Here is a 14294-nt window from a genome sequence, read left to right as displayed (position 1 = left end):
GCCCCCGGCGCACGGAATTCTTTGCAAGCGGCCGCCTCCCCTTTTTTCATGGAGACATGCCTGCTTCAACCGTTAATTATGGATTACCTAGGGCTGGTTTGTCATTGGCCGAGCCGTCAAAAAAAGCTAAATTTTGAAGAAAATCTTCAGGACTCGTCTCCGGCGCGTTTAACGCGGATTCTTCCGGCGCTGATTTCGCCCAAAGCGCTCATGAGTTTTTCGGCCTGAGTCTGCGCCGTTTCGACCAAAAGCGACACATCGGCTGCGAAATTTCGCTCGAGAATCGTACCCTGACAGCGCCCGATCACCGAGACGGCATGTTCGTAAAACCGATGTTCCATTTCCACGAAAATCCGGGCCGTTTCGATGCGTTCGGTCACAGGCAACGTCTCTAGTCCCTTTTTCACCATGCCTTGATAGGCATGAACCAACCCGCCCGTTCCCAAAAGCGTGCCGCCGAAGTATCGCGTCACCACGGCGGCAATCTCTCCCACGCCGCAGTGCAGCAACACGGTGAGCATTGGTCGCCCGGCCGTTCCCTTGGGTTCGCCGTCGTCGCTGCAGCCCGCAAACGCCGTGCTACCCGCAGGTCCCGCCTGAAACGCCCAGCAGTTGTGCGTGGCATCCGGATGTTCAACTCGGATGCGCTCGATGAAAGCCTTGGCCTGATCGGGCCCCTGTACGCGTGCCATCGAAACAATGAAGCGGCTGCGGCGGATCACCTCTTCTTCACGGTGAATCTCTCCGGGCGCAAGATCGGGAACGTTGTAGCTGGACATTGAAAGAAAAAACGTCTGTTGTCATCGGTCCCGAATCTTACCTGAGCCTAGAGGCCCATTGAAATCAAATGAGCTTCAGGCTCTGCAGCCAAGCTTTGAGATCGGCTTCACAGCCCGAGGCCTCGCTCTGGGTGCGATGGAAGCCTTCGAGAACCTTCGCTTTCGGGCAGTACTTACGGATGTCTTCCCAGGCGCCTTCGGGCGAAGAGCTGCCCGAGACCACAAACGGCACAACCGTCTTGCCTTCGAGCGGATGATCCATCAGGAACGTACGCATCGGAATCGAAACGCCGCCCCACCAGTAAGGTGTGCCAAGGAAGATCGTGTCATACGGCGTCAGATCCGGGATCTTCGTCGAAATCTCGCGGCGAGTGCCTTCGCGACGCTCTTCTCGCGCGATGTAGGTCATGTCGCTGTAGTTGGCGGCATAGGGCTTGACGAGCCGCAGTTCGAGCACGACGTCGGCCCCCGTGAGTTTCACCACCGTCTGCGCCAGACCTTTGATCGTTCCGGTTCTCGAAAAAAATATCACGATCGATTTGCTCTTTCCCGCAGATGCAGCCAAACCCGACCAGGAAGCCGCCGCAAGTGCGGCCGCCGTTGTCAACACCGTTCTTCTTGTCATCGTCATTTTTCCCACTCCTCGGATGGTCTCAAGAGGATTTCCGCTGAAAAATGATACGAAAAGAGCTTTTGCGGCGGCCTTTTCTCAATGTCAAAGACTTGCCCAATCCGAGCAAACAACTACATTGCCGTGTGTTCGGGCAATGCGGCTCGCGGAATGTCCATGGCGATCGTAACGCCGCCGTCGGGATTGGCGTAGCCACTGATGTGACCGTGGTGACGTTCGGCAATGTTGGAGCAGATCGAAAGACCCAGCCCCAGGCCTCCCGCTTTGCTCGTCACAAGCGGCATCATGAAGCGGTCGACCTCTTCTTGCGTGATCTTGGGACCGTTGTCGATCACCTCCACGCGCCAGTAGCGGTCTTCGGCACGCACGCGCACGAGGATCTTAGCGTCGCTCAGCCCTTCGACGGAGTCGGCCGCGTTCTTCAGAAGATTGAGAATCGCAAGCTCAATTTCCCAGGCGTCGATGTCTGCCCACAGGAAGGGCTGCAGATCAGCTTCGATCTTGGCGCTTGAACGGCGGGAGCGCTCGAACGTGCTGATGGCATTGCAAACAATTTCCTGCATGTCGGTGAGTTCGAGCACAGGCTGCTGCTGTTTGGCATAGGAGCGAACTCGGTTGACGATTTCGCTTGCGCGCGTACCCTGCATCACAATTTCTTCGAGCGCCTCGGAGAAGACCTTCGGATCAATCGCACCGCGCTTGAGACGACGCAGCAGACCATTGGCAAAGTTGGTGATGGCCCCCAGAGGCTGCTTCAGTTCGTGCGCGATCATGGTCGACATCTGGCCAACGATGCCCGTGCGTTCAAGATGCGCAATATGGTCGCGGCTTGCGGCCGCCTCTGCCTCGATGCGCTTACGGTCTTCGAGCGCTCGATTCAAAAGCGCCGTGCGGCGGCGCACCAGTACCGAAAGCGAACCGGCGTAGAAAAGCACGAGGAAGACAACGCCCAGAGTGATCGTCACGCCGGCCGACTGTTCGCGAATAAAGGTCGACAGTCGAAACGCCTGCAGGTGTTCGTAGGGACCAACCTTGAGCGCGTAATAAAGATCGTGTACGGTGCGAACGGAAGCCACGGGGCCCCAGTCAACGCCCGTGGAAGCCCCGGTCATCTGCTGCAGCGAAGTCATCACCGTGCGACTCAGGAGTGAATCCGTGCCCGAGAGCATCGAGATGATGAAGCTCGGATAGAGTTCGCCGGAATGCCGGCATACCGAATATTCCGTTTCGTTGACGTCAACAAAGGCAAAGTCGTTTTCGTCAATCACACCGCGCTTGGCAAGAGACTCAAACGTGCAGGTCGGCAACACTGCCAAGTCCACCTTTTCCTGCTGCAGAGAACGAAGAATGTTGGCGGGATCCGTGCCGTAGAAGCGCACGTTGTCAAGGATGACATCGGTGTTGAGCCCATGCTTTTGAAACTCGCGCAATGCGATGAGCCAGCCGCCGAAACTCGTCGGATAGTCAGCTGCTATGCGCCGATTGCGAATGTCGCCCAGACGTCGGATTTCCTTACTCTGAGCGCGCTTGACAAAGAGTATGCCGTCGGCGTACGAGGGATCGGACGCGGACACCGGCCAAAGACTCGACAAGCCGATCAACTGTCCCGTCATCTCAAACTGAATGAAGTTACCCGCATCGGTCACCGCCATGTCGATGGCGCCGCTGTTGACAGCCTCAATCAGGATCGGACGCTCAAGAATGACGAATTCGAGGCTCTTTTCCCCCAGGCTTCGGACGAGCTGCATGCGGGTCTGTTCCCAAGGGCCGCCGTCTAGATAATTGGCAAATTCGCTTTGCACGCCGATGCGAGCCGGACGCGACAGTTCATAGCCGCTCACCTTGCCGTCCTTCGTGTGCTTGACCTTGACGTCAAGCGGCATGCTCAGGGGCGAAGGCGCCGAGATCGTCACGGAACGATCCGAGCCGCTGACGCGCGTGCCTTCCGATGGCACCAGTGAATAGGAAGCCGCCGAGACAGTTTGGGCTAAGAAGCCCGCCGCACCGATCAGGAAAGCCGAGAAAACGCGTCCGAACCGCATCTGACATCGTCCTTAGCTTAGATTCCGGGCATGAGGATGTCGGTATCGGCTCGGCGAGTATCGAGCACACCCACCACTTCGTACGTGCTCACCAGACCAACGTCGCGGCGATGCAAGGTCTTGACGCGCACATTGGCCACCAACACGTCTCCCGGCTGCAGCTCGAAAATACCACTGTCGATCAAGGACAGGAAATCCCTGTCGCCCATCGTCGCCTGGATGTGCTGTAGGCCGTTATCGAAGAACCATGCCTGAGCATTGCGGAAGACCGGAGCCTGAAGCGTCAACGCCATCGTGCGCACCTTTTCAAGCAGCAGCACTTCCTGCGGTTCTTCCATGGAAAAAGCATTGATGTGACCGGGCTGCAAAACGAAAACCGGTTCCTGCGCGTCACGTTCGGAAACGTTGATTTCAGCAATTTCGCTGTCGGCAAGTGCTTCAACGAGCGCCTTGAGCCCGGCACGAACCTCACGGTCCTTAAAGAGCTCGTAGGTCGCCTTATCGACCACGTAGCGTTCTTCGTGACCGACATCGATATCAACGTTTTTGCCGGTCAGGTAGATCTTTTCAGGTTGACGACCGCCCAGGCGCAACATCAGCGCAACGAGACCGTCGCACCAACCTTCAGGCAAAGCGGCGAGCTCTTCGGGCGAGCGTTCGATCGCCACAAAGCCCAGCGCGCGCAGCACCACGTCGGGTTGCGGATCGGCATAAAAGGGTTCACCCGCCAAGGCCGCGCAGCGCGCCTTGCCCGCATCCACGCGAAAGCCCAGGTCAACCTCAAAGTCTCCCGTACCTTCCCCGGCGCGCACGTCAATTTCCGGTTCTACGACGCGTCCGAACAACACCTTGGAAGCCTGCGTCAGAAGCGCATCAATGCCGATCACGGCATGCGCCACGGCAGGGTTGGCAGAAGTGGCCTCGCGATGAGGCAGTCCACGAAATTCCAGATTGAAAACCGCTAACGTCACTTTGTATCTCTCCAATGTCCGCTTGTCGACGAAATATTCCTGTCGTTCTTCGTCTGAGCGTCAAACAGGCGTATTTTGCGCGTCACGGAGCTCGTTGCGCAATATAATGTCTGAGCAATACTCAACATAATTCGCAGTTGCCGGCAGCGCACATCCCAAACAATACACGATGACGCGCCGACCGACCGCCCTTTCGCCCCGCTGTCCATGTCCGTTTCCGACGATTTTTCCCCTGTTACCGAAGAAAGTCCGCTCGAAGACGTTCTGCCGTCCAAACTTGCGGCGCGTACGCTTCCGGCACTCATAGAAATGGGCGTGGAGACCGCCGTTGACCTATACGAGTGCGTCGCCAACGTCGGAAGCAACTGGTACCGCAACTTCCAGGGCATTAAACGCGAAGATGCGGTGGAACTCGTCAATTGGCTTGCCGATCACGCCAAAGACCTGGGCGAAGTCACGGAACGTTTTTGGCCGAGCGGCTGCGCCCCCTCGGACTTGGTAAACAATGCCGACGATGATGCCCTGCCGCTTCTCTACGACGATATCAACGGCGAAACGACGCACCTGAGCGCGCTTTTGTCAGAAAGCAACCAGGTGCTCTCGGCCTTGCCCGAGACGCTTTCGGGCACGCAAGGCATCAACCGAGGCTACGACGACAATTCTCTTGAAGCCGACGACGATCTTTCGGCCGTTCGCGTCTGGTTGCAGGCCAGGGCCGTCAACCCCAATACGCTGTCGCAATACCGCAAGGAAGCCGAACGCTTTCTTCTGTGGTGCACCATGGAGCGCGGCAAGGCCTTAAGTTCGATTACGGCGTCCGACGCCGCCCTCTACCCCCGCTGGCTTGAAGAGCTCGGTCGCCTGGAGCCCGATGCCTGGCAGCAAAAATGGAATCTTCCGCAGACGATCTGGGTCGGGCCGAAAAACGCGCCGCGACTGTCTGCACAATGGCGTCCCTTCAACGGACCTCTTTCTGTCTCAAGCCGCAAGACTTCGCTTACCGTCGTGCGCATTCTCTTCGGTTTTCTGACGAAAACCGGTTACCTGCGCTCCAACCCGTTTGATCAGGTGAGTTCCAAAGTGCGTTATCTGCCCGGCGAAGGCGCCCCGAAGGCCTTTGCCGACAGATCGCTCACCCCGCGGCAATGGGAGGCCGTGCTTGAGCACCTTGACCACATGCCCGAGGGCGAAGCCAAGCTGCGCATCCGCATCGTGCTCGCGCTCGGCAAGGGCTTGGGCATGCGCGCCTCCGAAATGATTCACTGCCGAGCCGACTGGATTGCCGTGCGCCGCATCGGCGACGAAGATCTCACGGTCATCGAAATCGTCGGCAAAGGCGATAAAGTCAGGCGCCTGCCGTTGGCGCAGCAAACGCTTGACGACATCAACGCCTACTTTTCGCTGCGAGAACTCCCTGACGTAACGTCCGCCGATCCGTCCACGCCGCTGCTGGCCGCCATTCGGCGCAAAAAAAACGAGGCGCCCCAATCCGCAGGCATCTCGCGTTCGGGACTCTATCGGGTGCTGTGTGACTTTTTCGAGGCAGCTGCGGCTGAAGTGCAGGAACGCTCCGCTGCAGACGCCGCCAAACTGCGTGCGGGCTCGACGCACTGGCTGCGTCACACATTTGCCACCAACGCATTGAAAACCATGGACATCAACCTCGTGCAAAACGCTATGGGGCATGCCTCCATCGGAACCACCAGCCGTTATCTGACGCCCGAAGAGTCTCAGATCGCACAGGCCATGAAAAAACTGCCGGCCCTGTGAGGACCGGCGCGCACAATCAGCCGTTTTTTTTCATCAGGTCGGCCAGTCCGGCAAACGGATTGACACGCTCGGGGATTTCCTCTTCATCTCGGCTCTGCAAACTGCCCGGATCGGGTTCACAGTCCTCGTGCGACGGAAAAAGATCGAGCGACAAAATAAGCTCCTCTTCAACCCAGTGCGCCACATCGAACTTGGTGGAACCCACCACGACCTCGTCATCGCCGTCATCTTCAATGGGCAGACGGTTGGCTTCGTCTTCGGTTTTCGTAAAGAGAAACGGCACTTCCTTGTTGATTTCTATCTCAAGGAGCTTGCCGCAACGGGCACAGTCGGTCGTAAGCTTGGCTTCGACCGTAAGCAGTGCACTTGCCAGGCGACGGCGCTGTCCCGTACCCGTTGCCTTCCAATAGACATCGGCCTTGGGCTTCTCGCTCTTGAGCATCTCCTTTAAGTCGGGCAAGTCTTCGATGCTCAGGCGTCCTTCTTCTTCGATCTTTGCTCTGGAAAGCTCAAAAATGTCGATGTATTTCATTTTTCTTGGGAAATTCGTGGGGAAAAAAGCGGCAAGCTCGATACAATTGGCCGCATGACTGCGAATCTTAACCTTATTCTTGCCTCCACCTCGCGCTATCGCCGCGAGCTTCTTGAACGTCTGGGGTATCCCTTCGAAACAAAGGCTTCAAGCGTTGACGAAACGCCGCTTGAAGGCGAAACCCCCGAACGGCTTGCGCTGCGCCTGGCAATAGCCAAGGCCCGTGCCGTTGCCAAAGACAATCCCGGCAGCGTCGTGATCGGTTCCGATCAGGTCTGCGCTCTCGGCGGCAAAGCACTCGGCAAGCCCCACAACTACGAGGGCGCCGTGCGTCAGCTTACCGAAATGCAGGGCAACACCCTGGTGTTTCACACCGCCGTCTGCGTGATCGGAGCCGACGGCAACGAACAGACCTGCGTGAGCGACACCCGCATCGAAATGCGCGCGCTCTCGGCTAAGGCAATCGCCGCATACGTCCGCCGCGAAGAACCCTACGATTGTGCCGGCAGCGCCAAAATTGAAAAGCTCGGCATCGCGCTCATGAAATCCGTTTCTTCGGACGACCCCACGAGCCTCATCGGTCTGCCGCTGATGCGCGTCACCGACATGCTGCTCAAGGCCGGCATCGAAGTAATCGACGGTTTGGGAGAATAACGGTGGCTCAAGGCCGTCTATACCTGATTCCCGTGCCGATCACCGAAGGCGACCCGGCCGAGACTTTGCCGCTTTCGACGCTTACGGCCGCCCGCAGCTGTAAGCGTTTTCTGGCCGAAAACGCCAAGAGCGCCCGCTCGTTTCTGAAATCCTGCGGACACCCGGTGGCAATTGCCGAACTCGAGATCATCGAAATCGGTCATGAGCCGGACCCGGCTAAATTTTCCGAATGGCTCTCCCCCGTCAAAGACGGCACCGATACGGCGATCGTGTCCGAATCAGGGTGTCCGGCTGTTGCCGATCCCGGCGCGGGACTGGTCAAATTCGCTCAGACCTTGGGGCTTGAGGTCGTCCCCTTCGTGGGGCCCTCCTCGATTCTGCTCACGTTGATGGCCAGCGGCATGAACGGGCAGCGCTTTCGCTTTCTGGGCTACTTGCCCGTACATGAAGACGAGCGCCGTCAAGCCATTCTTTCTCTTGAAAAGGAAAGCCGCACCACAGGAGAAACAGAGCTTTTCATTGAAACGCCCTACCGCAACAACCGAATTCTTGAAGCTCTCGCGACCACATTGGCTGCCGACACCCGCATCACGGCGGCAACCGACGTTACGGGCCGCGAAGAGCGAATCGAAACGCTTACCGCGCGCGAGTGGCAACAAAAAGGCTACGAATTGCCCAAGCTGCCTACGGTGTTTGCCGTGCAGGCCACTTTTGTGAAGGTCCTCAAGAGCGCAGGGCACAAAAAGACGCCGCACAAGCCGGTGAGGGCTTACACGCCGCGCCACCCAGCCAGACGCTGAGCGTTACGCGCTTTGGCTTTCCTCGTAGAGATACGAGAGGCTCAGGGCGCGAATCAATTCCTTGACGTCAGAGACGTACGCCACGGCCGGATACGACTGAAGTTCCGGCAGACGTGCGGCCCCCCAGGTTACGGCAACCGCGTCGCATCGCGCGTTTTGTGCGAGCTGCAGATCGTGAATCGAGTCGCCGATCATCACCATCTCGCGCACGTCCACACCCGTTTCGTCCGATAGTTTTTCCAACATTGCCGGGTTGGGTTTCGGGAAACTTTCGTCTGCGGTAACCGTCGCTTCAAAGTATTTCTCTAAGCCCGTGCGTTCAAACACGCGAATAAGCCCCGCCCGAGACTTGCCGGTTGCCACTGCAAGACGCAGGCCATTCTTCGTCATGCGGTCAAAGAGATCCTCCAAACCCGCCATGACGTCAACCTGAGCCTCGCGCTGCAAATACCAGTTGCGGTACGCAGTCAGAAACTCGTCGAGCTGCTCGTATCGGAATCCGGGCGCCACTCTGGCAAACGACTCGGCAAAAGGCAGGCCGATGGTTTCGCGACATGCATCAAGATCGGGCTGCGGATAACCAAGCGTCACGCAGGCCTGCTGCATGCCGCGGGCAATGAGTCCGGTCGTATCCATCACGGTGCCGTCCCAATCAAAGACGTAGAGCTGGTAGTTCTTGGACTGCATGGTCATTGCCGGTCGTTCAAGTTGTCGATCAAGGCTTTGAGCGAGGCTTCAAGCGGCGCAATCACCACCATGGGTTCTTTCGTCACCGGATGCGTGAACTTGAGCCGCTCGGCGTGAAGGAAAAGGCGCCCGAAGGGAAGCCCGAGCGCCCCCTTTCTCACCGCTTCGTTAAATGCATAGTCGCCGTATTTGGCGTCGCCCACGAGAGGATGCCCGACGCTTGCGGCATGCACTCGAATCTGGTGCGTGCGACCGGTCTTGAGTTCAGCTTCGAGGTACGAAACGTCACCATAGCGCTTGATGAGCGTAAAGATCGTATGCGAGCGAAGGCCGTTTTCCTCGTCAACGCGCACGCGCCGTTCCCCGCTTGCGAGCGTGTATTTGGTGAGCGGCGCACGCACGTGCTCGCGCTGATTGACCCAATCGCCCTGTACCAGCAGACGGTAGCGCTTTTCGATTTCGCCTTGCCGCTGCATTTCGTGCAGACGAACGAGCGCCTTGCGGGTTTTGCAGACGATCAGCAGTCCGGAAGTGTCTCGGTCGAGCCGATGCGCCAGCTCCAGGAACTTGCATTCGGGACGAGACGCTCTCAAGCGCTCGATCAGACCGAAGGCCACGCCGGAGCCGCCGTGACAGGCCAGACCGGAAGGTTTGTTCACAATGATGAGATCTCGGTCTTCACGCAGAATCGGGAGTTCGTCGGCAGCAAGAGGCTTGACGGAAGGAGCCGCCGCTTCATCCATGACGGCTGTGCGCACCGGCGGAATGCGGATTTCGTCGTCGAGCGCAATCTTTGTCTGGCATTCGGCGCGCTTTTTGTTGATACGCACTTCTCCGTTTCTCACGATGCGGTATATGTGGCTCTTTGGAACGCCTTTTAAAACACGCATCAGAAAGTTGTCGAGCCGCTGTCCGTCGCTACGCTCTGAGACCCGAACATAGTTGACGCGATTGAAGTCCCGGACTTCGGACTCGTCGATAACCGTCACGGTACGTGCGGCGGTGTTTGCAAGTTCAGCCATTGTGCTTTTGTATTTCCAACCGCAACCATCACGGCATTGCGGTGCAATTAAAGTTATACTTGCGCCTTGCGCGGTGCAGTTGAAGTGCAGGGCACTTTCTGCGCAGCGAATTTATAGGCGCCGAAGCTTTCAGGTCTGCACATTTTAAGGCCGAAAGCCCGCGCTTTTGATGCCGTTTGAAGTATGTTGACGCATATTTCTAACGTCTGGGGCGTCTGTCACGCTTGAAGCGAGGATTGACGCCGGTACTGATTTTTTAATGCGCTTTCGAAAACTCGGACTTGCGTCGCAAGACGGGTTGGGCGTTGCAGACCAGTCGAGCTGCCCCGCCCCGGCGAGCTGAATCACAGCAAAGACCCCGGGGAACGATTGAACGAATAATCGGGTGCGAGCTCCTGATCGAGGCACGCGAACCTTTTCGATGAGTCCGAACATTCGAAAGCAGGGCAAGGCGTCTTTGTACAAGACGTCTGCCGATACGTGAAGTTTTGAAAGACTTCAAACGAGTAAGGATTTTTGGGTCGTGCGCTGCGAGCTTTGTGTTCGATTGATGCTTTCGCTTCTTGCCCCCGTCTTCGGGACATGCGAGGCTGTTTTTGCGCGCCAAAACACCAAAGGACCAACCGGTTTTGTGAGGGATCGAGCTGTCGCCGCGGCCGAAGCCGAGGCGAATGAGGCGCTGTCACTGTCCGCCCGCGTGCTCTCCCCATCGCGTCCGGCTGCCAAACGCAGCAGACCGACACAATCCGTGCGTCTTCACTTCTTTTGTCCGCCACGCGGCTCGGATCCCGCCTCAGGGGTTCGCGCCTCCTTGTCGTGCGCGTCATAAAGAAGTCCGGGGACTTTGACTAAGGTTCCCATCCCGCCTTGCCCGTTTGCATTCGTCTCACAAAAACGCCCGTGTCGGCACGCGCCCGCCCGGACGGTTGTTCGCGTCAGTAACACCGTCAGCAACGGAGTGTGAAAATTGAAACGCATGCTATTTAACGCGACCCACGCCGAAGAAACCCGCGTGGCGATCGTCGACGGCCAGAAACTCATCGATATCGACATCGAAGTTGCCGGCCGCGAACAGCGCAAATCCAATATCTACAAGGGCATCATCACCCGCATCGAACCTTCGCTCGAAGCCTGCTTCGTCAACTACGGTGAAGAACGCCACGGCTTTCTCCCCTTCAAGGAAGTCTCCCGCGCCTACTTCAAGGAAGGCGTCGACGTTCGCACCGCCACCATCCGCGAAGCGCTCACCGAAGGTCAGGAACTCATCGTTCAGGTTGAAAAGGAAGAACGCGGCAACAAGGGTGCGGCACTCACCACCTTCATCAGCCTCGCCGGCCGCTACCTCGTTCTGATGCCCAACAACCCGCGCGGAGGCGGTGTTTCCCGTCGCATCGAAGGTGAAGAACGCCAGGAACTGCGCGAAGCCATGGATCAGCTCGATCTGCCCTCCGGCATGAGCACGATCGCCCGCACCGCCGGCATCGGCCGCACGGTCGAAGAGCTTCAGTGGGACTTGAACTACCTTTTGAAGCTCTGGAGCGCCATCTCGGAAGCCGCCGTACCGCAGTACGAATACAGCGAAAACGACCGCGGCCGTACCGTGACGCACTACACCACCGAATCGGTGCGCGACGGCAAGCCGCTGCGCCGCGCCAATCCGGCTCCCTTCCTCATCGTTGAGGAAAGCAACCTGGTCATCCGCGCCATCCGCGACTACTTCCAGCCCGACATCGGCGAAATTCTCGTCGACACGGACGACATCTACGATCAGGCCCGCCAGTTCATGGCGCACGTCATGCCCGATCTGGTCGGCCGAGTGAAGCGCTACCGTGAAGAAACGCCGCTTTTCTCGCGTTTCCAGATCGAACACCAGATCGAATCGGCCTATTCCCGTACCGTGCCCCTGCCCTCGGGCGGCGCTATCGTGATCGATCACACCGAAGCTCTGGTGGCTGTCGACGTGAACTCGGCTCGTGCCACACGCGGCGCCGACATTGAAGAAACCGCACTTCGCACCAACATGGAAGCGGCCGACGAAGTCGCCCGTCAGATGCGTCTGCGCGACTTGGGCGGTCTGATCGTGATCGACTTCATCGACATGGCCGAACCGAAGAACCAGCGCCAGATCGAACAGCGTCTCAAGGAAGCGATCCGTCCCGACCGCGCTCGCGTTCAGACCGGCCGCATCAGCCGCTTCGGTCTGATGGAACTCTCGCGACAGAGACTGCGTCCGTCGCTCTCCGAAGGCAACCACGTCACCTGCCCGCGCTGCAACGGCGTCGGCGTCATCCGCGACACCGAAAGTTGCGCCATCCAGGTACTTCGCATCCTGCAGGAGGAAGCCGCCAAGGAAGGTACGGGAGCTCTGCACGCTCAGGTCCCCGTGGATGTGGCCACCTACGTGCTCAACGAAAAGCGCGGCGAAATCGCCAAGATCGAACAGCGCTTCAAGGTGCCCGTGGTCCTCATTCCGAACATTTCCCTCGAGACGCCGCACTACCACATCGAACGTCTGCGTCTTGATGACGAACGGCTCGACGACGATCTCGCAAGCTACAAGCGCGCCGAAGATCTCTCGCCGATCGCCGATGACCCCTATGCGCTCAAGTCCGCCCGTGAAAAGGAAGAGCAGCAGCGTCCCAAGCAGGTTCCCGTGATCAAGAACATCCTGCCGCGCGACGTAGCACCCACGCATACGCCGCGCGAAGAGCAAAAGCCCGCCGCTGCGGCTCCGGCCAAGACCGAGGCCCGAGAAGAAAAGGGATTCTTTGCCAAGTTGATGGCCTTCTTCGGCATTGGCGGTGAAACTGCCGAACCCAAGAAGGAAGAAGCCAAGGAAGAGCTCAAGAGCGATCGTAAGCGCAAACCGCGTCGCTCCGGCAAGGGCAAGGAAATCAAGGAGTTCAGAGAGCGCGAACGTCAGGCTCGTGAGGAAAAGGCTTCCCGCGATCCGCGTGAACGCAACAAGGCCCGCAGCGAACAGCGCCGCGCCAAGCGCGAACAGCTCAAGACACAACTGGCCACCGAAGAAGTCCAGACGACCGAAGTCACAACGTCAGTGGTCGCCGCTGAAGAAGCCCGCAGCGAAGAACGCCGTTCCCGCCGTGGCCGCAAGCCGCGCCGCGAAGAAATGTCCGCCAAGGACGCCGCACCGGTGACCGCCGTCGAGCAGGAAGCCGTTGCCGCTCCCGTGGAAGACAAAGCGCAATTCGTTGCCGTTGAAACGGTTGAAACACTCGAGCCGACGACGGAAACGTCGGTTGAAAGCGTTGCGACGCAAACTGCCGCTCCCGAAACGTCTGCTCAAGCCGAACGTGAAGTCAAGCCGCGCCGTAGCCGTAAACCGCGTCAGCCGCGCCCCGAAACGGACGAACCGATCGAAGCATCCTTCGAAGCGATCCGTGCCGGTGCCGTAACCGACGAGCTGCCGCCGGTACCCGATGCGCTGCTTGAAATGCACGAAGAAATCCTTCGTGTGGAGCAGGAAGAGAAATCCGACGCGCCCGAGTCCGATGACACAACCGTGATCGAAAGCGAAAGCCGTCGCCGCCGTCCGCGCCGTCGCCGCCGTCCGACGAAGAACCTCGACACCGTATCGCTTACCGATGCCGACAGCGATACCGCCGAGACCGCGGTCGTGACCACCACGGCAACCGCAGTCGAACCGGACCAAGCTGTGCCGTCCGCTGAACCGACCCCGACTCCCGCTCCGGTCGAAAAAACGATCGAAGAAAAGGTTGTCGATATTTCTGTCGAAAAAGCACCGGAGGTTGTTTCCGAAGTTCCGGCCGTTGAGTCTGCAGCAAGCGACGCCGCTGCCGTAGAAACGGTTCCGGAAGTCAAAGCTGAAGTTGAACCCATTGCTGACATTGCCAAGAATCTCGCTGAGAATCTTGCCAAAGCTGGTCTTGAACAGGTCGAAACGGATGCTTCGCTTGTGACGCCGCTTTCCTACGAAGCCAAGCCGGTGGCCGGCCGCCCGCGCCCCGTGCTTGAAGTCATCGAAGAGGGCCCCCTGACCCAGATCGAAACCGATCCGAAGTTCATGGCTTAATTCCTGCCTTTTCGGCACTCGAAACCGCTTTGCGAGACTCGTTTTTCGCAAAGCGGTTTTTTATTAACAGTCATTTTTCCCAATATTGAGATCTTTCGAATTTTCCTTGCCTTTCAAGGATTTATGAGTACTTTTACCTGAGGACTTTTTGCAACACTTTTCAAGTTCGAAACCCGCGATTTTTAGGTACTTTTACCCATCTCAAAATGGCAAAGTTTGATCTCGATTAACTCCGGGCGCATTTGAGGAAAAATTTTTTTCTTCGTGCGCCCCATTTTTCCTCGTGCATCCATATACTGCGCGCACTGCAAAAAACGAAGCGGCCGAAACACACTGGCAACGCAAACCGCGG

General features: G+C 58.1%; 11 protein-coding genes. 4 read left to right on the top strand and 7 right to left on the bottom strand.

Going from position 1 to position 14294, the window contains the following annotated elements:
* Nucleotides 1-146 precede the first annotated feature (146 nt).
* From DW133_RS03655 to DW133_RS03640, 4 genes are all read right to left on the bottom strand, one after another.
* A complete protein-coding gene (locus tag DW133_RS03655) occupies nucleotides 147-779 on the bottom strand; it encodes a YigZ family protein (protein WP_118275292.1) in 633 nt (210 codons plus the stop codon).
* 64 nt (nucleotides 780-843) lie between these two features.
* The gene (locus tag DW133_RS03650) at nucleotides 844-1410 is read right to left on the bottom strand and encodes a flavodoxin (protein ID WP_147408856.1); all 567 of its coding nucleotides are present in this window, start codon (nucleotides 1408-1410) and stop codon (nucleotides 844-846) included.
* Nucleotides 1411-1523: 113 nt separating this feature from the next.
* Nucleotides 1524-3452 (bottom strand): ATP-binding protein, encoded by a 1929-nt coding sequence (locus DW133_RS03645; RefSeq protein ID WP_118275290.1) that lies wholly within the window; start codon nucleotides 3450-3452, stop codon nucleotides 1524-1526.
* Nucleotides 3453-3469: 17 nt separating this feature from the next.
* Nucleotides 3470-4423 (bottom strand): hypothetical protein, encoded by a 954-nt coding sequence (locus tag DW133_RS03640; RefSeq protein ID WP_147408855.1) that lies wholly within the window; start codon nucleotides 4421-4423, stop codon nucleotides 3470-3472.
* A gap of 207 nt (nucleotides 4424-4630) precedes the next feature.
* On the opposite strand from DW133_RS03640, the gene DW133_RS03635 reads away from it, so the two are divergent.
* Complete coding sequence (locus DW133_RS03635) at nucleotides 4631-6193, top strand: tyrosine-type recombinase/integrase (RefSeq protein WP_118275288.1); 1563 nt, start codon at nucleotides 4631-4633, stop codon at nucleotides 6191-6193.
* 16 nt (nucleotides 6194-6209) lie between these two features.
* Here the strand turns inward: DW133_RS03635 and DW133_RS03630 are convergent, their stop codons facing one another.
* A complete protein-coding gene (locus DW133_RS03630; RefSeq protein WP_118275287.1) occupies nucleotides 6210-6725 on the bottom strand; it encodes a DUF177 domain-containing protein in 516 nt (171 codons plus the stop codon).
* Nucleotides 6726-6779: 54 nt separating this feature from the next.
* Here DW133_RS03630 and DW133_RS03625 point away from each other — a divergent pair, with 54 nt between their 5' ends.
* On the top strand, nucleotides 6780-7379 hold the full coding sequence (locus tag DW133_RS03625; protein WP_118275286.1) for a nucleoside triphosphate pyrophosphatase: 600 nt from the start codon (nucleotides 6780-6782) through the stop codon (nucleotides 7377-7379).
* Between the two features lie 2 nt (nucleotides 7380-7381).
* Entirely contained in the window at nucleotides 7382-8179 is a 798-nt protein-coding gene (locus DW133_RS03620) for an SAM-dependent methyltransferase (protein WP_199588787.1), read from the top strand.
* A gap of 3 nt (nucleotides 8180-8182) precedes the next feature.
* Here the strand turns inward: DW133_RS03620 and DW133_RS03615 are convergent, their stop codons facing one another.
* A complete protein-coding gene (locus tag DW133_RS03615; RefSeq protein WP_118275285.1) occupies nucleotides 8183-8872 on the bottom strand; it encodes an HAD family hydrolase in 690 nt (229 codons plus the stop codon).
* Nucleotides 8869-9888, bottom strand: a complete 1020-nt coding sequence (locus DW133_RS03610) for an RluA family pseudouridine synthase (RefSeq protein WP_118275284.1) — start codon at nucleotides 9886-9888, stop codon at nucleotides 8869-8871. The genes DW133_RS03615 and DW133_RS03610 overlap by 4 nt, the downstream gene beginning before the upstream one ends.
* A 967-nt stretch (nucleotides 9889-10855) precedes the next feature.
* Here DW133_RS03610 and DW133_RS03605 point away from each other — a divergent pair.
* The gene (locus DW133_RS03605) at nucleotides 10856-13942 is read left to right on the top strand and encodes a ribonuclease E/G (RefSeq protein ID WP_118275283.1); all 3087 of its coding nucleotides are present in this window, start codon (nucleotides 10856-10858) and stop codon (nucleotides 13940-13942) included.
* Nucleotides 13943-14294: the final 352 nt, after the last annotated feature.

This window comes from Sutterella sp. AM11-39 (genome assembly GCF_003472385.1).
In the GTDB taxonomy this organism is placed as follows: Bacteria; Pseudomonadota; Gammaproteobacteria; order Burkholderiales; family Burkholderiaceae_F; genus Duodenibacillus; species Duodenibacillus intestinigallinarum.
This window is presented reverse-complemented; position numbering and strand designations above follow the sequence as displayed.

Bases quoted from the DNA above. Each gene is read 5' to 3' on its own strand.
- DW133_RS03635 (WP_118275288.1), top strand. From the start codon at position 4,631: ATGTCCGTTTCCGACGATTTTTCCCCTGTTACCGAAGAAAGTCCGCTC.
- DW133_RS03625 (WP_118275286.1), top strand. From the start codon at position 6,780: ATGACTGCGAATCTTAACCTTATTCTTGCCTCCACCTCGCGCTATCGC.
- DW133_RS03615 (WP_118275285.1), bottom strand. From the start codon at position 8,872: ATGACCATGCAGTCCAAGAACTACCAGCTCTACGTCTTTGATTGGGAC.
- DW133_RS03655 (WP_118275292.1), bottom strand. From the start codon at position 779: ATGTCCAGCTACAACGTTCCCGATCTTGCGCCCGGAGAGATTCACCGT.
- DW133_RS03610 (WP_118275284.1), bottom strand. From the start codon at position 9,888: ATGGCTGAACTTGCAAACACCGCCGCACGTACCGTGACGGTTATCGAC.
- DW133_RS03630 (WP_118275287.1), bottom strand. From the start codon at position 6,725: ATGAAATACATCGACATTTTTGAGCTTTCCAGAGCAAAGATCGAAGAA.
- DW133_RS03650 (WP_147408856.1), bottom strand. From the start codon at position 1,410: ATGACGATGACAAGAAGAACGGTGTTGACAACGGCGGCCGCACTTGCG.
- DW133_RS03645 (WP_118275290.1), bottom strand. From the start codon at position 3,452: ATGCGGTTCGGACGCGTTTTCTCGGCTTTCCTGATCGGTGCGGCGGGC.